This is a genomic window from Kitasatospora sp. NPDC088779, from assembly GCF_040685395.1.
In the GTDB taxonomy this organism is placed as follows: Bacteria; Actinomycetota; Actinomycetes; order Streptomycetales; family Streptomycetaceae; genus Kitasatospora.
This window is the reverse complement of record NZ_JBFBHW010000076.1, coordinates 1-24088: the sequence shown is the minus strand read 5'-3', so window position 1 is coordinate 24088 and position 24088 is coordinate 1. Positions and strand designations below refer to the sequence as shown.

The following is a 24088-nucleotide window of genomic DNA, read 5'->3' as shown; positions in this document are numbered from 1 at the left end:
CCTGCCGTGCGGCAGGGGTAGTACCCCGCCCCGGACGGGATGGACCTCAATCAACAGCCCGGGACGGGAGTTCGATAGCCGATCCCCCTGCCCTGCGCGCAGTGTTCATCGGCTCACTTGTGCTGGGAACGGCTGCTCGGCTGGTCCATGGGTGGGGTCGGGCGGGATGTGCGCGGGGGGCGCCGAGGATGTGGCTGCGGGCCCCACGGGCGAGGAGCGCTTGGTCTGCCGTGGGTATTCCGGCGCGGTTCCAGAGGTGTGTCGGAAGGCATGCGACCACTGTCGTGGAACGGCGACGGTCGGTGAACCTGCGCCCTGTACGACTTCCGGAAGTCGTACAGGGCAGTACTCGCATGGCGTGTACGAGTTCTTCAATCCGTCGTCAACCAGGCGCCGGTGGTTGCCTCGTCCGGTGACAGATCGGTGGACCGAGGTGTCTCCAGCTCCAGAAGGCGAGCGACCCGCGAGGCCGTCTCCGGGCCGTTCGCGTGGACCGTGGTGATGCCGAGCGCCTCGGCCGGCGGGAGGTTCCTACGGTGGTCGTCCACGAAGATGCACTCGGGGCCGGCCAGACCCATGCGGTCGAGGGCGCGCTGATAGATCGCCGGTTCCGGCTTGGCTATGCCCTCATCTCCACTGATCACCCGCACGTCGAACAGATCCCACACCCCGGTCTCCACGTAAGGGTTGTACGGAGCGAGGCCGTAAGAGTTCGACAGCAGCGCCACCACGATCCCGGCGTCCCTGGCGGCACGGGCGAGTTCGGCCATGGCGGGAACCGCGCGGACCTCCGCATGCGCGCGTCCCATCAGGTTGTCGGGCCCCACGCCCATGATCGCCGCCGTGCCCCGGTTCCACTCCTCCTGGGACATCCGGCCGAGCTCCAGCTCCACGTAGAGCGCACGGCCGGCCGGATCGTCCTCCAGGGTGCTGCGCCAGGTGTCAGCCGGCAGGCCCTCCCGGGCACACCACGCCCGGGACGACTGGCCGATGGGAGTGGTCATCACTCCCGCGAAGTCGAGGATCAGGCCACGCAAGGTGTTCTCCCGAGGGCCAGGCGAGTCGGACGGTCGGAGAGGTCCCGAGGATCTGGGACAACTTCCGCAGCCGGCTGGTACTGGCTTGGCCGGCCCTCTGGATGATGACACCTGGGATGCCCTGGTGGCGCGACCACTCGGGGTGGGCGGAAAAGCCTCGTTGTCGCATCTGCACGGCACCGTGGGGGCCGCCGGCGCGGGGGACTCGGGTACGGCCGCCGGACCGCCTTGCAGCCGGTCCGGCGGCAGGTGAACGGGTGGGGCGGTGGTCAGGTGATGGCCATGAAACTGCCGACGTTCACGTCCTCCCGGGCCCCGTCCGGGTCCAGCAGGGAAGAGATCCTCGACCGGCAGTTGCGGTCGGTGAACAGCCGGATGGGGCCGCTGGTGAAGTTCACGATCGTGGTGTCGGGGCCGAGGCCGCGGTGGCACTGGCCGGGCACCGGGTCCGTGACCTCCTCCCGTACACCCCCGCGATCCATGATCACGACGCCGGGGGCCGCCGAGGCCGTGGAGGGGCTGACCAGGGACAGGGCGAGGACGCCGGCGGTGACCACGACCGCTGCGCGCGGGCTGGAACGCAGGTGCATGAGGGGACTCCCGTGCTGGGTTCGTCAGGGCATCGACGGGAGCCCGGGAACCCCGCGTCGCGCGGCTTCCCGTGACTCCCGATCACCCGTTACCCCGCCCCGGCACTGCCTCCACCGGGCCGTCCGGCGCTTCACTCGAACGGGGTTCGCCCGCGCACCCGGCGACCGGTGCCGGGGGAGTGGGAAGTCGGACGGGCCGACTTCCCGCTCCCCCGGCTGCACACGCTGATCCGAAAGGCAGGACTTAACCGGTGCGGGCGAGGGAGTCGATCCAGGCGCGGATCGCGGCCGCCGTGGTGGCGGCGTCCTCCCGCGCCAGGGAGAGGTGGTCGCCGGGCACCTCGACGCGCTCGTGCGGCAGCGGCCAGGACGTGCGCCAGGAGTCGCCGTCCGCGCGCGCCGCCATCAGCGGGGTCGGCCGCGCGGCGCCGACGAGGAGGGTCGGGGTGTCCACGGGCTCCGGGCGCCAGTCCAGGAAGAGCCCGGTGTAGGCGCCCATGGCCGCGACGGCGGCGTCCTCGTCGCCGGTGGACCCGTCCGCGCACACGTCCGCGCACACGTCCGCGCCGAGGCACGGGGCCGGCGGGGCGGCCAGGGCGGTCAGCCAGTCCGTGGAGTGGTTGCCCTGGTGGACGAGATACGTGTCGATCAGCACCTGTCCCAGGGGAGCGGATCCCCCGAGTTCGAGGCGTCGGGTCACGGCGTGCGCGACGGCGCCCCCGGCGGAAGCACCGACCAGGACGACGGGCCGGTCGCCGGCGTGCCGCAGCACCGTCTCGGCGTGGAGGCGGGCGAGCGTCTCCCGGTCGGCCGGAACGGCGTGCCCCGTGCCGATGCCCGGGTGCGGGAACTCCAGGACCTCCAACTCCCCCTCGAAGCAGGCGTGCAGGGCCGCGAACCCGCCGCCCGGGAGGGCGGGGAGCGGACGGTGGTCGGGGAAGAAGACCACGACCGGGGAGCCGGCGCGGCCCCGGGCCCGGCGCAGCGGCGGCACGGCGTGCTCCGCGGCGTCGTCGGCGCCGAACGTCGCGGCGGCCGAGGACGCCGCGACCACCAGGTGCATCGCGGCCGCCGGCTGGCCCTGCTCGCAGAGCGCGCGGTACAGCGCCGCGAGCGTCTGCGCGGGACGGCCGGCGGGCGGTGCGGGCCGGATGCCGGGCCGCACACGCGGTGTGCCGTCGGGCAGGTCCTTGAGCAGGCCATCGGGCAGGTCGTCGGGCAGATCGTCGAGCAGGTCGAGTACGTGACGGGCGAGGTCCTCGATCGCCGGGTGCTCGAACACGACGGCCGCGGGCAGCCGCAGGCGCAGGGCCGTGCTCAGTCGGCTGCGGAACTGGACGGCCGTCAGGGAGTCGAAGCCGAGCTCGGCCAGCGTCCTGCCGGCGGGGAGGTCCTGCGCGCCGGAGTAGCCGAGCACCGCGGCCACGTCGCCGCGCAGCAGTTCCGTGAGCGCGGCCCCGCGCACCTCGGCGCGCAGCCCGGCCAGCAGTGTGCGCCATGCTCCGGGCTCGGAGCCTTCCCGGGCGCCCGGGGGAGGTTCGGTCGCGCCGCTCTGCGCTTCGGCGGCGGGCCGGCCGTGGCGCGCCAGGTCGCGCAGCGGCGGCGGTAGTTGCCCTGCGGCGGCGCGCAGAGCGGCCCGGTCCAGCAGGACCGGCGCGAGTACGGGGGCTCCCGTCCGCAGCGCCGCGTCGAACAGGGCCAGCCCTTGGACGGGGGTGAACGCCCGGACCACGTCGTCGGGCCTCGGGTGCCCCACTCCCTCGGTCAACTGGGCCGCCATGCCCGCGTCGTAGCCCCACAAGCCCCACGCCAGCGAGACGGCGGGCAGACCGGCGGCGGCCCGGTGCTGGGCGAGCGCGTCCAGGAACGAGTTCGCCGCGGCGTAGTTGCCCTGGCCCGCCCGGCCCAGCACGCCCGAGATCGAGGAGAACAGGACGAAGGCCGACAAGTCCCGGTCGCGGGTCAACTCGTGCAGGTGCCAGGCCGCGTCCGCCTTCGGCCGCAGGACCGCCGCCAGCCGCTCGGGGGACAGCGCGGCCAGCGCTCCGTCGTCGAGGACCCCGGCGGCGTGCACGACGGCGGTCAGCGGGGGATCGCACTGCTCGATCAGCTCGGCGAGCCGGGCCCGGTCGGCCGCGTCGCACGCGACGATCCTGACCTGCGCGCCCCGCTCCGCCAGGCTCGCGCGCAGGGCGTCGGCGCCCGGTGCGTGCGGGCCGCGCCGCCCGGTCAGCAGCAGGTGGCGGACCCCGTAGGCGTCGACCAGGTGCCCGGCCAGGTCCGCGCCCAGCGCTCCGGTGCCGCCGGTGATCAGCACCGTGCCGTCCGGATCGAAGGCGCCGGAGCGGCGGAGCGGGGCGCTCTCGGCCGGCCAGGGCTCGGGCAGGTGGGCCGCCGCCGGGGCACCGACCAGCCGTGGCACCGTCGCCCGCCCAGCGCGCAGGGAGAGTTGGGGCTCGCCGCTGGCGGCCGCCGCGGGCAGCAGGCGCAGGGAGGCGGGATCCTCGTCCACGTCGATCAGGACCACGCACCCCGGCAGCTCCGACTGCGCGGTGCGCACCAGCCCCCAGACCGCAGCTCCCGCCAGGTCCGGCGTGGGTGCGGTGGCGTTCCGCGTCACCACCACGAGCCGCGAGCCCGCGGTGGCCTGATCGTCCTGCCAGTCCTGGAGGACCTTGAGCACCCGCGTGGTCAGCAGGTGGACGTCGGCCAGCGGGCCGCGGTCCGTTTCCGATTCCGAGCCGACGGCGGTGACCGCCAGGTGGCGGGGCGGGGCCGTGGCGTCCGCGTCGGCCGTGGGCGAGGAGGGGCCGTTCGTGGGTGAGGACGGGCCGGCGGCGAGGGGGACGAAGGCGCCGAGGTTCAGCTGGTCCGGCCCGAGGACCGTCCAGCCCGCCGACTGCGGTGCCCCGCTGGGCAGCGCGACGGGGACCCAGTCGGGGCGCAGCAGGGCGCGCTGGGCGATGTCCTGCCCGGGATCGCGGTGCCCGGCCGGAAGTTCCCTGGTGGAGAGGGAGTTGACGCGAGCCACCAGGCGGCCCGCCGGGTCGGTGAGCGTGATCGAGAACGCGCCGTCCTCCGAGGCGGGGCCTGCCTCGCCGACCGGCGCGATCCGCACCCGGACCGTCGACGCCTCGGCGGCGTGCAGGCCCACGCCGCTCCACTGGAACGGCACCCGGGCGCCGCCCGCGTCCGCATCCGGGCCGCTTCCCTGAGCGGACACGGCGAGCATCGAGGCATGCGCGGCGGCGTCCAGGAGCGCGGGGTGGATGCCGTACCGGCCTGCCTCGGCCGTCCACGGCTCGGGCAACCGGACCTCCGCGAACACCTCCGCACCCCGCCGCCACAGCGCGCGCACGCCGCGGAAGGCGGGCCCGTAGGCCAGACCGCGCTCCGCCGCGGCTTCGTAGGCGCCGGCGGGATCGATCTCCGCGGCGCCGGGCGGCGGCCACTGCGTCAGGCCGTGCCCCTCCGGCGCCGTCCCCGGCTCGGGCGTGCGGGCGAGCAGGCCGGTGGCGTGCGGCGTCCAGGCGGCCTCGGCGGGCTCCACCGGCCGCGCGTGGATCTCGACGGACCGCCGGCCGGAGTCGTCCACCGCCCCCACCACGACCTGGACCCGTGCCCCCGAGGCGGGCAGCGCGAGCGGCCGCAGGATCACGAGCTCCTCCAGCGTGCCGCAGCCGGCCGCGTCGCCCGCGCGCACGGCCATCTCGACGAACGCCGTCCCCGGCACCAGCGGCGCCCCGCCGACGACGTGGTCGGCGAGCCACGGCTGGGCACTCGCCGACAGCCGGCCGGAGAGCACCGTGTGCCCGGTGCCCGGCACCTCGAACGGCGGGCCGAGCAGCGGATGCTCGCCGGGGCCCGGGCGGGCCCCCGCCCCGGCCGGGCGCGGCGGGTCCAGCCAGTACCTCCGGCGTTGGAAGGCGTAGGTCGGCAGCTCCACGCGCCGCAGCCCGCGCCGCAGCCCGCGCTCCCCGAACACCGCGGGCCAGTCGACGCCGACGCCGCGCACGTGGAGCCGGGCCACGGCCGCCAGCAGCGTGTCCGGCTCCCGCTCGCCGTGGCGGGCCGCGAAGGCGAACACCGGGCCGCCGCCGCTCTGCGGGGCCGGGCCGCTGTCCTGGACGGCCGGGCACTCCTGCGCGTACGCGGTGAGCACTGGCTGCGGGCCGAGTTCCAGGAAGCCCCCGACACCGTTGGCGCCCAGCCACTCCACGGCCTCGGCGAACCGCACGGGAAGCCGCGCGTGCCGCACCCAGTAGTCCGCGGAGCCCAGTTCCTCGGGCGCCGCCCGAGATCCCGTCACGGTGGAGACCACCGGGATCCGCGGCGGCCGGAACTCCAGCGTCTCGGCGACGCGGCGGAACTCGTCGAGCACCGGGTCCACGAGCGGCGAGTGGAAACCGTGGCCGACCTTGAGCCGCGTGCTGCGGCGGCCGCGGGCCTCGAACCGCGCCGCGACGGCGAGTACCTCGTCCCGCGCGCCGGAGAGCACCACCGCGCGCGGTCCGTTGACCGCGGCGATCGCCACGCGGTCGGCCACGTCCGCGAGTTCGGGCAGGACCTCGTGCTCCGCCGCGTCGAGGGCCACCATCGCCCCGCCGTCGGGCAGCGCCCGCATCAGCCGCCCGCGGGCCGCGACCAGACGGACGGCGTCGGCGAGGTCCAGCACTCCGGCGACGTGCGCGGCCGCCAACTCGCCCACGGAGTGCCCGGCCAGGAAGTCGGCCCGCACGCCCCAGGACTCCACCAGCCGGAAGAGCGCCACCTCGTAGGCGAACAGGGCGGCCTGGGTGAAGTCCGTGCGGTCGAGCAAGGCGTCCGGCGAGCCCGGCTCGGCGCGGATCACCGTGCGCAGCGGCCGGTCGAGTTCGCCGTCCAGCGCGTGGCAGACCTCGTCGAAGGCCGCGGCGAACACGGGGAACGCCTCCCGCAGCGCCTCGCCCATCCGCGTGCGCTGCGCGCCCTGCCCGGTGAACAGGAAGGCGGTGCGGGTGCGCGGGTCGGCCAGGCGCGTCAACGACCCGGCGCCGGGCGTACCGTAGCCGGGCGTACCGTTGCCGGACGTGCCGTCGGCGGGCGTGCCGTCGGCGATCACCCGGAGTCCGGCCAGCATGCGCTCGCGGTCCCCGGCCGGCACCATCGCCCGGTGCGTGAGCGCCGACCGCGACACCGCCAGCGAGAAGCCCACGTCCGCCGGCGAGAGGCCCGGCCGGGCCGCGACGTGGTCGGCCAGCCGTCGCGCCTGGGCCCGCAGGGCCGCCTCGTCGGCCCCGCCGACCAGCCACGGCACTGCCGCTGGCGACACCGGCCCCGGCGGCGGCGCGGGTTGCTGGCTCGGGGCGCGGTCGGCGGCGGCCGGCTCCTCGATGATCACGTGCGCGTTGGTGCCGCCGATCCCGAAGGCCGACACGCCGGCGCGGCGCGGCCGGCCGGCGGGCGCGGGCCACGGCCGGGCGGCGGTCAGCAGCTCGACCCGGCCCGCGGACCAGTCGACGTGCGGGGTGGGGGCTGCCACGTGCAGGGTCCTGGGCAACTCGCCGTGCCGCATGGCCTGGGCCATCTTGATGATCCCGGCGACTCCGGCGGCGGCCTGGGTGTGTCCGAGGTTGGACTTGACGCTGCCCAGCCACAGCGGGGGGTCCTCCGGCCCCCGGCCCCGGCCGTAGCCGGCGAGCAGCGCCCGCGCCTCGACGGGATCACCGAGCGCGGTGCCCGTCCCGTGTGCCTCCACGGCGTCCACCTCGTGCGCGCGCAGCCCGGCGTCCGCCAGCGCCAGCTGGATCAGGCGCTGCTGGGCGCGGCCGTTGGGCGCGGTCAGGCCGTTGGACGCGCCGTCGGAGTTGACGGCGCTGCCGCGCACCACGGCCAGCACCGGGTGTCCGTTGCGGCGCGCGTCGGACAGCCTCTCCAGCAGCAGCACCCCGGCGCCCTCGGCCCAGGCGGTGCCGTCCGCCGTCGCCGAGAACGACTTGCACCGGCCGTCGGGCGCGAGGGCGCGCTGGCGGCTGAACGCGACCAGCGGGTTGGGCGTCGCCATCACCGTGACGCCGCCGGCCAGCGCCAGCGAGCACGCGCCCGAGCGCAGCGCCTGGGCCGCCTGGTGCACGGCGACCAGCGAGGACGAGCACGCCGTGTCGACGGTGATCGCGGGCCCGCGCAGGCCGAACACGTAGGAGAGCCGGCCGGAGGCCACGCTGCCGGCCGAGCCCAGGGCGAGGTGGGCCTCCAGTTCGTGCTCGGTGAAGCGGGAGGCGTAATCGCCGTACATCACGCCGAGGAAGACGCCCGTGTCGCTGTCCCGGACGGACGCCGGGTCGATCCCGGCCCGCTCCCACGCCTCCCAGGTGACTTCCAGCAGCAGCCGCTGCTGCGGGTCCATGGCGAGCGCCTCGCGCGGCGAGATGCCGAACAGGCCCGCGTCGAACTCCGCGGCGCTGTGCAGGAATCCGCCACTGCGCGTGTAGCAGGTGCCGATCCGGTCCGGGTCGGGATCGTAGAGGGCGGCCAGGTCCCAGCCCCGGTCGGTCGGCAGGTCCGAGATCGCGTCCCTGCCCTGAGACACCAACTCCCAGAGCCCTTCGGGGGATTCCACGTCGCCGGGGTAGCGGCAGGCCATGGCGACGATCACCACCGGGTCCCGGTCGTACGGCTCCTCCGGCTCGGCGGTCCGCGGTGCGGGCGCGGGTACGGGTGCGGCGGGCGCGGGTACAACAGGTGCGGCGGGTACGGCGGCGAACAGTTCCGTGTGCAGGTGGCGGGCGACGGCGGCCGGGGTGGGGTGGTCGAAGACCAGCGTCGTCGGCAGGCTCAGCCCGGTCGACGCCGCGAGCCGGTCGATCAGCTCGATGGCGCCGAGCGAGGTCAGCCCGAGGTCCGCGAAGGAACTGTCCGCGAAGGAGCCGTCCACGAACGAGCGGTCCGCAAACGAGCGGTCCGCAAACGAGCCGCCCGCGTCGAGCCCGCTCTCCGGCGCGCGGCCTCGGACCCGGACCGTCTCGGCGCACACCCTCGCGCACAGCGCGCGTTCCTGCTCCTCCCGGGGCAGCGACAGCAGCCCGCGGTCCAGGGAGCCGCCGGCCGGCGCCGGCGCTGCAACCGGGTCGCTGAGCACCGCATGGCGGACGATCTTGCCCGACGGCGTGCGCGGGACGGCCGCGATCTCGCGGACCTCGACGGGGACCTTGTGGTCCGCGAGCTGCGAGCGGCAGACGTCGAGCACCAGCCGCGGGTCCAGGCCCTCCGGGCCGGGCACCACGAAGGCGACCGGGACCTCGCCGAGGACGGCGTGCGGCAGGCCGAGGACCACGGCGTCCCGCACCCCGGGACAGCCTCGCAGGACGTGCTCGACCTCCGTGGGGTGGATGTTCTCGCCGCCCCGGATGATCAGTTCGCTGACCCGGCCGGTGAGGACGAGGTGGCCGTGTTCGGCGCGCCGGCCGAGGTCCCCGGTCCGGTACCAGCCCTCGCGCAGCGCGGCGGCCGTCGCTTCCGGCTGGTCGTGGTAGCCCGTCATGAGATTCGGACCGCTGACCCAGATCTCGCCCTCGCCGCCCGCGAGGACGTCGGCGCCGCTGTCCGGATCGACGACGCGGACCTCGACGCCGGGTACCGGCAGTCCGCAGGACCCGTCGATCCGGGGGCCGTTCGGGCGGGTCACCGCGATCGCGCCGCAGGTCTCGGTGCTGCCGTAGACGTCGAGCAGCGGCGCGCCGAGCGTCTCCTCCACCACCCCGCGCAGCTCGGGCGGACACGGCGCGCCCGCCGTGACGCAGAGCCGCAGCCCGGGCCGCGGCGCGGGGAGCGGGGTGTCCCTCGCCGAGGCCATCAACCGGTGGTACGTCGTGGGGACGCCTGCCAGGAGGGTGAACGGCCCGCCGAGGGCGGCGCTCGGGGTGCGCAGCGTGCGCCACAGGTCGCCGGGCGTCAGGACCTCGCCGGACGTCGGCAGTTCGCCGGCGATCGCGGTGCTCGCGCCGACGGCTGTGGTGCCCAGGATCGCGAGGGAGTGCCCGAAGCTGTGGAACAGCGGCAGCGGCCACAGCAGCCGGTCCTCGGGGGAGAGCCCGAAGACCGGCACGTAGCAGGCCGCCACCGACCACAGTGCGCCGCGCTGCGTGGAGAGCACGCCCTTGGGGCGGTGGGTGGTCCCGGAGGTGTAGAGCAGCCAGGCCGGATCGTCGAGCCCCAGGTCGTCGGGGGCCGCGGGCCCGTCGCTCCCGGTCGAGGCTGCGGCCTCGGCCTCGAAGAGGACGGTGCCGTCGGGGGCGTTCGAGGGGATCGGGCCCGCCCCGGTGAGCACGGTGTGCAGGCCACGGTACGCGGCGCCGAGGCGGTGGAGCTGTGTGAGGTGCGCGGGGTCGGTGATGACGGCCGAGGCACCACTGTCCCGCAGGTAGTAGTCGAGTTCGTCGTCGGAGGACCGGGGATTGAGCAGGACACCGACCGCCCCCGCCCGCAGCACGGCGAGGCAACCCTCCACCAGCTCGACGCAGTTGCCCAGGCAGAGCGCCACCCGATCGCCGCGCCGGACCCCCGCCCGCGCGAGCGACCCGGCCAGCCGCCCGGTCCGCCGCTCCAACTCGGCGTAGCTGACGCCGCGCGAGAAGTCGTGGAACGCGACCCGGTCCGCCGACCGCTCGGCGTGCCTCTTCAACAACTCCGGCAGCGGCCGCACCAGATCGTCATACCGCAGTTCACCACTCACGCCCCAGCTCCGACCTCTCGCCACTCGCGACCCGCTTCCCCGTCGATGTCCTCCGTACCCACCAGCACGCGGGCACAGACCCAGTCCTGCGGACTCGCCGCAGTTGCGCTTGCGGCCGCTGAGGAACTGAGGCGCTTCCGCGAAGCAGCGCCCCCGGACGGGGAGGATCGGCAGTGGCCGTCGGACGTCACGAATGGAATCGGACGCGGACGATGACGGCGTCCTCCGGCAGTTCGCGGAGGTACCGGTCCGCGAAGTCGAAGTAGGCGTTGGCCGCGACCGGTTGCTGCGGCGTGGGGGTGTAGTCGAAGCAGTCGATCCATCGGCCGTCGACGGTGAGCAGGACGTTGGTGGTCTGGACCCGCGTGGCGGTTCGATGGGCGTGCTGCTCGCGGCTCCCGGCGAAGTGCCAGAGGGGATCCTGCTGCTTCGTCCAGGTGGGCGCGTCCGGGTCGGACTGCCGCCAGGCGGCGAGAGCCTGCATGACCGGCTGCGCCATGAACGCCTGATAGGGCGAGTTGGTGGCGGCGGGGCCTCGTCCCGCGATCGTCCGGAGCGAGTGAGCGGGTGGGAACCGTGCAGCGAACGCGGACCAGGCGTCCCACTCCCGGGCTGCGGCGACGCCTGCGGCCGTGCGTTCGGTGTCGAGGTCGAGGAGGCCTCGGGGCCCGCCGTCGCAGCGATTCGCAGGCTGTGCCGGACGCGGGGAGCCGTCCAGCCAGGTGGGACTGCGGATCAGGCGCGGGTCGTTCTCATGGCCGGGTCGCACGGCCAGGCCGTACTCGCCGTCACCTCCGTAGACGTGCCACCAGTCCCATTCGCCTTGCCAGCGGTCGTCGATGGGCTGGGCGTCATGCTCGAAGGGAGCGAGGGCGGCAGTGAGGGCGGTCGTCACATCGTCGGCCGCGGTCGCGTCCAGACAGACCGTGGCGATGTCCCTGGGCATGCTTTCTCCTTGTACTGAACTGAAGGGGTGTGGCAGTGGCCGCTGCCCGCCGCCGACGCGGCGGGCAGCGGCCGAAGTCCGGATCAGGTCATCGGGCCCTGCGGCATCGGGCAGTCCCAACAAATTTCGAAGTAGTCCTTGATTCCTGAGACGAGGGTTGACACCTCGCCGAGGATGCCGGCTCCGTTGAGGATCTTGCCACCGATTCCGCCACCGCGTGGCGCCCTGGCGTTCACCTCGGGGTCCAACATGGTGCCCTTGTTCCGGTTGATCCGGGGGTCGTCGCCCTTGATCAGGGTTTCACCCCTCGCCTTGGCCGCGGCCTGCTTCTGGGCGAAGGAGAGTGTGGGTGATGAGTCATATTCGAAGTCGAAGCCGATGACCCTGACGTTCGGATTACCCTTGTAAGCCTCGGCCACCATCTTGGCCTGTGCTTCATCCTTGGCGACGAAGACTACCTTGTCGGTCTGCCCTCCCGCTTTCTTTCTACTCCCCAGCAGCTTGCTGTCGATTGTTCCCCTGATATTCGCTTCGTTCATCTGCTTACTTGCCGTGGAGTCCCAGAACTCCACATCGACGATCTTTCCGTCCTTCCATGTGAGCTTGAGCATGTCAGACGTCGTACCGGCAACCTTGGTTCGTGCGCCTTGGTCGTTCGGATCGTCCGAATACTCGTGCCGTCCAATCAGTTTTCCGGTTTCAGTATCGTCCTGGAAGACGTATTCCGTGCCGCTGCCAAGACAGTCGCTCTTGCCTTCGCCAGCACTGACGAGGTCCTGATTCAGCTTCTTCAGCGCCATTCTCGATTGGTCGTTGTCGCCGTCCTTGGCGACGATGTGCGGGATACCGTTGCGGTCGTAGATGGTCCGCTTTCCGTTGCTCGTCACATCGGCGAACGGCTTTCCGACATAAAGGCTCCAGTCACAGCCGTCGCAGAAGTGGACCGGGGGCACCGGCGGCGGGTCGTGAAAGCCGAATCCCCCGAAGACGGGGTCGGCCATCAGGCCACTCGGGTCACTCTTGGTGGCCGGGTTGTTCGCGGCGTACGCGTAGCCGCCCATCTGGTTGGGATCGCCGGGCTGGAAGACCGGGTCGACGGTGAGGAAGCGCCCCAGGGACGGGTCGTAGGTGCGGGCGCCCAGCAGGTTCAGCCCGCTGCCGCTGTCGACGGGCTTGCCGAGGTAGCCGCGGTTGTCCGCCCACGAGGTGGGGGCGGCGCCGCGAAGCCCGCCATAGGGGTCGAAGGCCCGCCGGGTGATCCCCTTGGTGGCACTGTCGACCTGCAGCGTCGAGGTGTTCTGGGGGTTGGTCAGTTCGTAGGTGAGGCTCCCGCTGCTAGAGCGGACGATGGCGGTGCCGTCGGGGCAGGTGTAGTAGCGCTTGCCGGTGACGGTGGTGCCGTCCGGCGCGAGGGTGAGCTGTTCGGTGCCGCCGAACAGGTAGAGGATGGTGCCCTCGGTGCCGCGCTGGACCAGCAGTTCACCGTTGGCGTCGTACAGGTACTGCGAGGTGCTGGTGCCCGCCCCGTCGGGGTTGGTGACGGTCTCGGTGCGGCCCTCGGCGTTGTAGGTGAAGGTCTGGGTCGCACCGGCCGTGGGCTGGCTGCCCGCCGGGCCCCACCTCTGGTTGGGGCCCTGGTTGCAGGTGTAGAGCATCACCCTGGTGCCGGGGCTGGTGCTGGCCCACGGGATGTCCACGCACAAGCCGGACGCCGTGTTGACCAGGGCGCCATCGGTGCCGGTGCGCCACTGCTGAGTGGTGTCGGCGCTGTTGCACGCCCACAGTTCGAGCTGCGAGCCGGACCCGGCATTGCCCCCGACCGGACGGAGGCAGGCGCCGAGCACGTGGAAGGTGCCGTCCTGCCCGACGGTCCACTGCTGGGACGCCCCGTCGTGGCAGGCCCAGGTCTGCACCGCGGTGCCGTTGTCGCCGCGGCCGCCGTTGGCGTCGAGGCAGAGCGGGGTGGTGCCGGTCGGGACGGCGGACGGGAGGGTGGTGGTGCTGGTCGTGGTGCGGCTGGTGGTGTTTCCCTGCGCGTCGTACTGCGGGGTCAGGGTGCTGGTGTAGGAGGGGCCGCTGGGCGCGTTGGCGCTGGAGCTCCAGTGCTGGTTGGCTGCGTTGGCGCCGTTGCAGTAGTAGAGCGCCAGTTGGACGCCGAGGCTGCCGTTCCATCCCGGGATGTCCAGGCAGAGCGAGGAGGCGGTGTGGACGAGGGCGCCGTCAGCCCCGTCCTGCCACTTCTGGTTCTCGCTGCCGTCGCAGGTGGCGAGCTCGATGCCCTGGCCGACGAGGCCGGAGGCGGGCCGCATGCACTTGCCGAGCGCCCGCAGGGTGCCGTCACCAGGCCTGGTCCAGCGCTGGGCCGGGCTGCCGTTGCAGTTGGTCGTCTCGACGGCGGTGCCGTCCGTGGTCGTGCCGTTGCGGACGTCCAGGCACAGCTGCACACCGCCGGCGCCGGCCATGGCCGACGTGATGGTGGTGGTGGGCCGGCCGGTGCGGGAGGTGGTGCTGGTGACCGCGTTCGGCTTGGAGGCCTGGGCGGTGCCGTTGCCCGGGTAGGTGTTGGTCTGGGTGACGTCCCGGTAGGTGTCGCCGCCGACGTCGTGCCGGACGGTCTGGGTGCGGTCGCCGAGCTGGTTGTACTGGAAGCTCTGCCAGTACGGGGCCGGCCCGCCGAGGGTCACCCAGCTCGGGTCGGCGTTGTTGCAGTGCGAGACCTGGCCGGGCCCCGTCTTGCTGACTCCCTGGGTGTCGGTCCAGGCCTCCGTCAGGCGGCTGAGCCCGTCGTAGCGGAAGCACTGGGTGTCGTAGGTCTGGTCCGTTCCCCCCGAGGACTGGAGCTCCGAGGAGCTGGTGAGGTTGCCGATCTGGTCGTAGCCGTAGCTGGTGAACGAGATCGGGTTGGCATCGGTCTGCTGGAGCGCGACGCTGCTGGTGGCCACGCGGCCCGTGGTGTCGTCGTAGGTACGGGCCGTGCGCAGCAGTTGCCCCTGCGAGCCGTACTGGGAGAGCAGGAGCTGGCCGAGCGGGTTGTAGTCCGCCATGGCGAGCAGCTTGGTGGTCTCCGTGCCCGTGCCGACGACCTCACCCATCAGGTCACGGGTGAGGCCCAGCTTCTCCTCGGGCAGGCCGCCGTCCTTCCCGTATCCGGTTCCGGCGACGAGACCGAGGTTGTCGGTGTAGTAGGCGGTCTGCGTGTAGTCGTTGGCCAGCTTCTTCTCGGCGGCCGGGATCGTCGTGGTGGTCGAGGTGGGCTGGTAGCGGGTGTTGTAGCCGTTGACCTTCGTCACGTAGGCGCTGCCGCCCGCGCCGCCGACGTAGCGGGTCGAGGAGGCCGGGTAGCCGTTGGCGATCGTGTCGAAGGTGAACGACGCCAGCAGCTTGGACTGGTCGCCGGTGTCGGGTCCTTCGTAGCGGCCCGTGACCCGGCCGAGCAGGTCGTAGGTGAAGGAGAGTTGCTTTCCGCGCCCGTCGGTCGCGGTGGTCACGCGACCGAGGTCGTCGTACTTGGTGCTGGAGGTACCGGCGTCGGGGTCGGTCTGGGAGACCCGGTTGCCCTGGACGTCGTAGGTGTAGGACCAGGTGTTGCCGGCGTTGTCGGCGACGGAGCTGAGCTTGCCGCGAGGGTCGTAGGCGGATCGGGTGGTGATGTCGCCGATGCCGGTTCCGGGGTGGAGGACGGTGGCGCTGGTGCGGCCGAGGGCGTCGGTGTAGACGGTGCTCGGGGTGCCGCCGGCGGGCGGGGTGGTGTCGATCCGCTCGGCGCCCGGGTACGCGGTCGCCGTCTGCCAGAGCTCGGCGGCCTTGGCGTAGAGCTTGCTGGCGACGACCCTGCCGCTGCCGTCGTAGACGGTCCTGGTCTGGGAGGGGACGGTGTTGTCGTCCTCCTCGAACAGCGTCGTCCCGGGGTTGGTGGTGGGATCCGACCACAGGGCGGTGGACTTGCTGACCTTGCCGTGGGTGTCGTACCGCGTCGAGGAGACGAGGCGGCCGCCCGCGCCGTTGGCCGGCGTCGCCTGGGTCTGGCGGGGCGACAGGAACCCGTCGTAGATGGCGATGTCGGCCCGGTAGGTGCCGTTGTCCAGCTGCGTCATCGTGGTGACGCTGGGTGGGGCCGTGTGGCTGCCGGGGGTGGGGTCGACGCCGTGCAGTTCGTAGCTGAAGGTCTTGTCAGCCTTCTTGCCGGCGTCCTTGCTGTTGCCGGGCAGCCAGACGGCGGTGCGCCGCCCGAGCGGGTCGAAGGTCGAGTCCGTGACCCGGCCGTTCGAGTCGACCGACCGGGTGGTGGAGCCGCGGGCCGGCGACACGGTGTTCGTCGTGCTCCAGCCGAGCGGGTTCGTGGTGACGACCCGGGTCGGCAGCGTTCCGGAGTCCGGCTGGTAGCTGCTCGTCTTGACGGCGCCTTCGGTGTCCACGCCGCGGACGACTCGGCCGTAGCCGTCGTAGGCCTGGGCCACGACGGTCTTGTAGGTGGCGTTGCCCTGGGCGTCGTAGCCCTTGATCGCCTGGGTGGCGGTCAGAAAGCCGACCGTGCTGTGGTTCTGGCCGAGCGTGCCGACCGTTCCGGGGTTGTCCGGGTCCGCGTTGCCGTCGTAGACGAGGCGGCTGTCGCTGATGGTGGTGCTGGCCGAGGGAGGAGTCACGCAGGACCCGGCGACGGTGAGCGCCCTGCTGACGTACGAGAGCATCATCGGATTGCTCGCCGCCGGTGACGCGTAGCTGGTCCTGGCGCAGGTGCGGTCGGCGTCCGTGGTGACGTCGGGCTGGGCGTCGACCGTGTCGAGTCGGCCCAGGTCGTCGAAGGTGGTGACGGTCCGCCCGGTGCGCCAGGTGGTCCCGTCGGACAGCAGTGCGCTGGAGCGTCCGGACGCTGACTGGATCCGGCGTGACTCGAGGGCGGGCAGGGTCGCGAGCTTCGCGTCCTTCTTGGTGCTCCAGGCCGTCCGGGCGTGGGTCGCGGTGCTACGAACCGTGGGGGCGTCGGCGAGTTGCTTGCCGAGGACGGTGCCGTCGGCCTGCGTGTAGGTGGCGGTCTCCTGCGCGGTGCCGGCCAGCCAGTTGCTGTCGACGGTCTCCTCGCCCAGCGAGTTCTTCGGCTTGCTGACCCTGCGGGTCGTCCGGTCGGCGAGGTAGTCGCCGTCCATGCCCTGGAGGTAGGAGGTGGTGGTCCTGCTGACCGGGTCGGGGGACGTACCGCTGGTGGTGGTAACCGTGCGGAAGCCGCGGAAGTCGTTCCAGGTGCGGTACTGGTCGTCCGTCAGCTCGGAGTCGTCGCGGTGCCAGGCCGCGCCCTGGTAGTCGTAGCCCGTCACCCGGGGCGGCGAGTTCGCCTTGGTGGTGTCCGAGACGGTGACCTTCGAGACCAGGGTCTTGTTGAACCAGTCGGCGACCGGCTCGGACCCGCCGACCGAGGTCCAGTAGACCGGGTAGCAGGCCATGTGGTTGTCGTCGACGGAGGACGGGATCAGGCCCTTGGTACGGTCGCAGGCCGGATCCAGGTAGGAGACGGCGATCTTGGTACCCGACTCGGTGCTGATCCCGAGGATCCGGGGCCGGTAGAGCGGCGGGGCGCCGGTGTCGGAGCCCACGACGCGGTTGTCGAGTTCGGTCCCTTCGAAGATCACCGGATCGAGCACCAGCGGTCCCGAGCCGCCCGCCGAGGTGTCCTGGGCCGTGTGGCGCACCTGCGACAGCCACATGGCCGACTGCAGCGAGCCGACGCCCTCCTTCCCCGGGGTCTTGCCGGTGACCGGGTCCATGATGCCGCCGGCCTCGGGGAACACCTGCGTCAGGTCGTACCTGTCGACCGGCTGCCAGCCGCTCTGCGTGCGCAGCTCGGTGCGGATGGCGGTCAGGCGCTTGGTGGACCAGAAGGTGGGCGAGGTGGGTCGGCAGACGTTGGACCCGGTGCCGCTGGTGTTCCAGCCGTCCTGGCAGGCCAGGTCGAAGGGCACGTCCGGCCAGTTCGAGGCGGTGGCGGCACTGAGGTTCTCCGGCTTGCAGGCGTCCGCGGAGACCACGCACCGCTCGGCGGTGTCGAACGTGATCCGCGCGGAGGGCTCGCGGCCGGCCTGGGCGTCGGCCAGCTGGTAGCCGTAGGAGAGCTTGGCGAGGTACCCGCCGCGCGTGTAGGCGGTCAGTGCGCCGCTGGCGCCGGCGGCGGCCTGGCCGGCGCCCATCGCGTAGCGGTTCGCTTCGGCTGCCCAGTCGTAGCGCTGGACGTTGCCGTGCGGGTCGACGACGAAGTCGAGGTTGAAGCGCCAGCCGGGCTGCTGGTCGCACTGGGAGTTCTTGCCCTTGGCGGCGTTGTAGCAGGGGTCGCCGGGGTTGGGGTGGTAGACGGGCACGGCCCAGGCGCTGTTGGTGGCTCCGTCGGACGTGGTGCCGGGGGCGTGGCCCAGGCCCAGGTAGTAGGCGGTGCCGTCCGGGGTCGTGACCTTGAAGTACTCGCCCTGCCACATGCCGTTCGAGGCGCCCGTCAGCCGCTCGATGCGGGTGCCGTCGTCGTTCTGCAGGTGGTACAGGCCGCTGTCGTCGCGGACCAGTTCGCCGGTGTGGGAGCCGAGCGAGATGGTGGCGTTGTCGCCGGCCCAGCACTGGTCGCTGGACTTGTCGATACCGGCGTTCTTGCAGGACTTGTAGGAGCGTTCGATGAAGCCGGGGCTGTAGGACCAGCCGTCACCGATCCAGGAGGCCTGCGAGTTCCGCGCGGAGGTCTCACCGTCGACGGCCTGCGAGTTGTACGACAGCGTCACCCCGGGCGCCGGGCCCGCCAGGGACGGCGGAGTGGTGATCGGGTAGCTGTAGGTGAACCCGCCTGAAGCGGTCTGTGCCCAAGCCCCGGAGGCCGACAGGTTCGTCGCGGCGTAGGAGCCCTGGGATCCGCTCGGTCCGGCTTCGGCGGCGATCGCTATCCCGCCCCCGGCCGGGGAGGTGGAGACGAGCGAGGCGAGCCTGATGGCCGATGCCTGCCCCGGCGGGGTCTTGCTCGCCGGCGCGGCACCGTCACCCGGGACGGCGACGGTGCTGGTGATCTTCCTGGCCGCCGGGTCGATGGTGGATTCGAGCGGCTGGCGGGTGCGGCACTCGGCCAGTTCGGGCGTGGTGAGTGCACAGGCCGGCAGCGCGACGAGGTGGAGCCGGGAGGCCCAGCCGCCGCCGAAGGCGTCGGCTATCGCACCGTAGTCGAGCGAGACGTCGAGGGCGGCGGCGTCGTGACCGCCGTCGGTTCGCTTCAGACCGACCAGGAGGCCGCCGACGGCGGCCTTGTCGCTCTGGCCTCGGTCGGCGACCTTCACCTCGACCGATGACGGAGCACTGATACCGGTGTCCGTGCCGGCCGCGGCCCTGGCTTCGGGACCGACCCGTTCCGGGGTCGCCGCGCGCAGCGCGACGGGCGTCGATCCGGCCCGGACCTCGGCTTCGCCGGCGCCCTTGAGCACGGCGTCGGACTCGGCCTTGAGATCGACGGCGACCGTGGCCCGGCCCGGCCATACGGCCGGGCTCGGCGTGCGCGTCGTGAGGTCGCGGGCACCGGCCGGGCGCGGCAGTTCCTTCCGGTCGGCCGTGCCGTCGGCATTGTGCCCGGTGACCCTCGGCAGCTGCGGAAGCCGTTCCTTCTCCTGCCCCACCGCCTCTGCCACGAAGGCCGTTCCCGAGCCGACGAGCGGAACTACCAAGGACATAACGGCAGTTAGCGCGGCGGTGGTCAGGACATTTCGCCGATTTCCGCTCACCGGTGATCGACCGACGAGCCATCTCCTGTTGAGTTGCATGCGTATCCTTGCGTTTCCTTATTCGTCATAGGTCTGTGACCTGTACTGACGCATGGTCAACTCAGGCCAAAGAAGGACGGCAGGAACCGTATTGTCAGCAAACCGCCAGAAGCAATAGCGTTCGGGCCGAGCGTTCTGTCCGACGTGGCGTTCCGTCAGTTGACGATTGGTCGGATATTGCGCCAGAAATGGACAAAGCCCGCTCTCGGCGGCGGTCGCTGTGGCACATCACATGGTCGTCCGTGCGAGATTCAGCCTGCCTCGAAGGTGATTGACACGCTATGGGGGAATTCCTTCCCGCCCCTCCTCCGCCCCGCCGGAGACTGCCGAGACGCCTGGCCGCCGTGTGCGTGCTCGGCCTCCTGCTCACCGCCCCGGGCGTCGCGGTCGCGGACGACCGGCCGTTCGCCGCGCCCCCCGGCCAGTCGGCGGCGAACGCCCCGAAGCCGGCCGACCCCACCCCCGGAGGCTCCGTCCAGGCGGCCCGGCTGGCGGCGAAGAAGACCGGAAAGCCGGTCACGATCGACGAGTTGACCACCGCGACCTCACTCACGGTCGCCGAACCCGACGGCAAGCTCACCGTCACCAGCCACCTCCAGCCGGCCCGCGTGAAGAAGCCGAACGGCACGTGGACGGCAGTGGACGCCACGCTCGGGCGCAACGCGGACGGGACGTACTCCCCCGGCGCCACGCCGTCCGGAGTCGCCCTGTCCGGTGGTGGCCGCGGGCCGCTGGCCACCCTCACCGACCAGGACGGCCGCAGCCTCGCGGTGACCTTCCCGGTCACCCTGCCGAAGCCCACCGTGTCCGGCAGCGCGGCCACCTACGCCGAGGTCCTGCCCGGGGTCGACCTGCGGGTCACCGTCACCGATCAGGGCGCCGTCCGCGAGGTGCTGGTCGTCAAGGACGCCAGGGCGGCCGCCGATCCGGCGCTGAAGACCATCACGCTCGGTACCGGCACCGAGGGCCTGACCGTCTCCGCCGACGCCGAGGGCAACCTCACCGCCGCGGGCAAGGACGGCAGGGCCGCGTTCCGGGCCCAGGCCCCGCTGATGTGGGACTCCGCGGCTTCGGGCACGCCCGCGGTTCCCGCAACTGCCGCCGCTCCTGCGGCTCCCGCCGCCCCCGCCGCCAGGAACGCCAGGGCCACGGCCGTCCCGGCCACTGGAGAAGCCACGGTCGCCGCCGGTACCCAGCCGGTCGGCGGAAACGGTTCCTCGCCCGAAGGCCCCGGTCCCGGCGCCCACGTCAAGCCGATCGGTGTCGAGGCCAAGGACGGCAGCCTCGCCCTGACCCCGGACGCCGGCCTGCTCGACGGCCAGGACACCGTCTGGCCGCTGTTCATCGACCCGACGTTCCAGCCCGCCCCGACCATGGGCACCAGCCACTTCGCCCAGGTCATGGAGGGCTGCGCGGGCACCCCCGCCTACGACGTCGCCCAGGACAACGGCCAGGGCGCGGGCTTCCAGCACTACAAGTCCAACTGCTACGGCATGGAGCGCTCGTACTACGAGTTCGGCACCGGCGCCCTGACCAAGCAGATGTACATCGACCACGCCCAGGCGTACTTCACCGAGACCTACGCCGCCGCCTGGGACTGCAACGCCACCGCGCCGGTCAGCCTCAAGTGGACCGGGGGCATCGGCGGCGGCACCACCTGGAACAGTCAGCCCGGCGTGCGCCAGGACGGCGAGACCAAGTGGATCAAGAGCTCCTCCGGCTCGTGCGGCTGGCACGACGTCGACTTCGACGTCACCGGTGCCATCCGCCAGGTGGTCCAGGAGGGACAGCCGCTCACGGTCGCGCTGTTCGGTGACGAGAACCGCTCCACCAGCGTCGACCACTTCATGCGGTTCCGCACCAACCCGTACGTCATCGCCACGTACGACCTGCCGCCGAACACCCCCGACGCGAACTACACCAGCCCCACGCCGAAGAACCCCGACGGCAACGCCTGCGGCGGCGGCCAGCCCGGCTGGATCGGGCAGACCACGCCGCTGGGCAACGGCGCCTCCGACATCACCCTGCACGCGTGGAGCCGCACGGACATGCCGGGCACCAACATCGTGGTCAACTTCCACGTCTGGGACAACATGGTGGCGGACGCCAACGGCAATCCCGCCACCGCGACCTGGCCGGTCAGCCAGACCATCAACGGCCAGGGCTGGGGTGACGCCAACATCGGCGGCGCGGTCTCTGACGGCCACCAGTACGGCTGGAACGCGTGGGCCACCGACGGGCTGCTCAGCAGCGGGAACAGCCTCTTCTGCTACTTCAACGTCGACCTGACGGCGCCCACGCTCGGGTACATCGCACCCTCCACCGTCTTCCCGCCGATCGGCAGCGGCATCAAGCCCACCGGCCACGCCGGCGACGCGACCGCCACCGTCCGGGTCACCAGCACCGACCCGGTCCCGACCGGCTGCACCCGTGGCAGCTGCCTCGCCAGTGGCGTGCGCGAGTTCCAGTACAACCTGGACGACAACATCCCGCCGACCGGCTACAAGGCCCAGCCCGTCGCCGGAGTGGACGCCAACGGCAACGCGTACGCGGACATCCCGATCAACCTCAACCCCGACCAGTGGGGCACCCACCGCCTGTACGTGCGCGCCACGGACAACGCCGGCAACACCCAGCCCCAGGCCGCGACCTACGACTTCTACGCGCCCTGGAACCCGGCCACCAAGGTCGTCGCCGGCGACGTGACCGCGGACGGCACCCCCGACTACCTGGTGCCCGCCTCCGACGGGTCACTGACCCTGCTCCCCGGCAACGCCGACTTCACCGCACGGCCCGGCACCGCCTCCACCAAGGCCGACAGCCCCGAACAGGACGGCTGGAACAACTATCTGATCGCCCACCGCGGGTCGCTCATCGAGAACAGCGTCGACGACCTGATCGCCTTCGACAAGGCCACCAAGCACCTCTACGTCTACGCCAACGACGCCGCCCGGGGCGGAACCCCCGGTCACTTCGCCAACCGGGCCGGTGTCGCCCAGATCGCCACCAGCACCGGCCTGTGCACCTTCGGCATCGACGGCACCTGGAACCACCTCGACCAGCTGACCGCGTTCAGCGCCACGCCCAACAGCGCGGGCAAGCCGAACCTGGTCACCGTCGAGAGCGGCCACCTGCGCTACTACCAGGGCAACCCGCAGGGCAACTGCCGGTTCAGCGAAGGCATCGACATCGGCGCCGACAACGAGGACTGGAGCGGCTTCACCCTCCTCTCGCCCGGTGTCATAGCCGGTGTGCCCACGCTGTGGGTGCGCGACAGCACCACCGGTGCGATCAGCACCCTCCCGATGCCGCTGACCAAGGGCAACCCGGCGGCCAAGTCCCTGCACGCGCCGGTCCACCGGCCCCTGGTCTCCGGCGTCAAGAGCACCGCCGGCGCCGACATGTGCGCCGACATCAAGGACGGCCGGACCGACAACGTCACCGACGCCCAACTGCTGGACTGCAACACCAACCCGGGCCAGGCCTTCACCACCGGGTCGGACGGCTCGCTGCACGTGGTCGGCAAGTGCCTCGACGTCACCAACGGCCTGACGAACAACGGCGCTCCGGTCAACCTGTACACCTGCAACAACTCGCCCGCGCAGAAGTGGGTCACCGGCCCCTACCCGGGGACCTTGCAGAACCCCAACTCCGGCCGCTGCCTCGCCGTCCCCGGTGGAAGCAACGCTCCGGGCACCCACCTGGTCATCTGGGACTGCCTCGACAACAGCAGCCAGCGCTGGCAGGCCCCCACCGCCGCGGCGCTCCTGCCCGGCGGCTTCAGCTCGGCCGCGTTCCCCGTGGTCGACTCGCCCGGCGACATCAACGGTGACGGGAACCCCGACCTGATCACCACCGACACCGCAGGCACCCTCACCCAGTACCTGGGCGCCGCTCCCCAGGCCGGTCTGCCGCTCTTCGGCAGCGTCCGCACCCTGGACACGCCCAAGCCCGTCTCCTACAACATCAACTCCGTCGCCAACCCGAACCGCTGCCTCGACAACTGGGGCGCGGGCAACGGCACCAACCTCCGCTTCTACGACTGCTGGGCCGGCCCGAGCCAGAAGTTCACCTTCGGCTCCGACGGCACCCTGCGCACCGGCGCCGACGGACGCTGCGTCGGCATCAAGGACAACGCCACCGACCTCGGCGCCCAGGTGGTCATCAGCGACTGCGTCGGCGCGACCGGCCAGGTCTGGACGCTCCGCGCCGACGGCACCATCTACAACCCGACCGCCAGCCGCTGCCTCGAACTCCCCAACTGGGCCGACGGCAACGGCACGGCCCTGGGCATCTGGGACTGCATCCCCGGCCACGCCAACCAGCGCTGGACCATGTACCCGAACAACGCCTGAGCCCACGACCGTACCGGGGCCCGCGACGCAGCCGGCGTCGCGGGCCCCCGCCGTCCCGGGACGACGGGATGTGAACCCGCGGGCACGGACAGCAGCAGCGGCCGCCAGTCGGGTTCGTGGTGCCACAGTTGGCTGCCGACACTTCGCATGGCCGGTGGGCGTCCTCGATCCGGCCAGCACCGACCTGACCCTTGCCATCGCCGTGGTGTACGGGAAACCGGTCGGAGTCCGGTGCGGCCCTCGCTGACCGGCTTTTCCAGCGGTCAGGGCCACTGTGTGGGCTGGAAGAGCCGTCCAGGAAGGTCACCCCGGAAGCGTGACAGTTCAGCGAATGTATCCCGTCGGACGCCGTCGTGCAGCAGACTCATCTCCATTGCCTTCGTACTGATCGTGTGTGTTCCTTGGTCGGAGCACATGATCAGGCGAAGGCCGCTTCCGCGTACGGCAGATACCGATACGAGTGAACAAGTTCGACGGCTCGTTCGAGACGATTACTTAAAGATCAAGCTAGGGCGTGTTTCAAAATTCCCGCCGGGCGCGCGGCGCCGCGCGCTGATCCGAAGCGAATTATGAAACACGCCCTAGTGTCCTGCGCCGGAGATCCGTCGGCAGAATCGGGCGAGGGAGTCGAGGATCTCGTCGGCGGTCTTGGTCCAGGTGAACGGTGTGGGGTCT

At 72.1% G+C, this 24088-nt stretch carries 6 protein-coding genes; 1 reads left to right on the top strand and 5 read right to left on the bottom strand.

What is annotated here, in order from left to right; translation table 11 throughout:
* Positions 1–371: 371 nt before the first annotated feature.
* The 5 genes from AB0P03_RS38515 to AB0P03_RS38495 form a co-directional block, all read right to left on the bottom strand.
* Positions 372–1037 carry an HAD family phosphatase gene (locus AB0P03_RS38515; RefSeq protein ID WP_363588810.1) on the bottom strand — a complete coding sequence of 222 codons (666 nt, stop codon included), beginning with the start codon at positions 1035–1037 and terminating at the stop codon, positions 372–374.
* A 269-nt stretch (positions 1038–1306) separates the two neighbouring features.
* The gene (locus AB0P03_RS38510) at positions 1307–1627 is read right to left on the bottom strand and encodes a hypothetical protein (RefSeq protein WP_363633358.1); all 321 of its coding nucleotides are present in this window, start codon (positions 1625–1627) and stop codon (positions 1307–1309) included.
* Positions 1628–1871: 244 nt separating this feature from the next.
* Positions 1872–10337: a type I polyketide synthase gene (locus AB0P03_RS38505; protein WP_363633357.1), complete on the bottom strand. Its 8466-nt coding sequence runs from the start codon at positions 10335–10337 to the stop codon at positions 1872–1874.
* A gap of 187 nt (positions 10338–10524) precedes the next feature.
* On the bottom strand, positions 10525–11283 hold the full coding sequence (locus AB0P03_RS38500; protein ID WP_363633355.1) for a hypothetical protein: 759 nt from the start codon (positions 11281–11283) through the stop codon (positions 10525–10527).
* A gap of 83 nt (positions 11284–11366) precedes the next feature.
* A complete protein-coding gene (locus tag AB0P03_RS38495) occupies positions 11367–18926 on the bottom strand; it encodes a ricin-type beta-trefoil lectin domain protein (protein ID WP_363633353.1) in 7560 nt (2519 codons plus the stop codon).
* Positions 18927–19402: 476 nt separating this feature from the next.
* Here AB0P03_RS38495 and AB0P03_RS38490 point away from each other — a divergent pair, with 476 nt between their 5' ends.
* Complete coding sequence (locus AB0P03_RS38490) at positions 19403–23413, top strand: ricin-type beta-trefoil lectin domain protein (protein ID WP_363633351.1); 4011 nt, start codon at positions 19403–19405, stop codon at positions 23411–23413.
* The last annotated feature ends 675 nt before the right edge of the window (positions 23414–24088 follow it).

Bases quoted from the DNA above. Each gene is read 5' to 3' on its own strand.
- AB0P03_RS38500 (WP_363633355.1), bottom strand. From the start codon at position 11,283: ATGCCCAGGGACATCGCCACGGTCTGTCTGGACGCGACCGCGGCCGAC.
- AB0P03_RS38510 (WP_363633358.1), bottom strand. From the start codon at position 1,627: ATGCACCTGCGTTCCAGCCCGCGCGCAGCGGTCGTGGTCACCGCCGGC.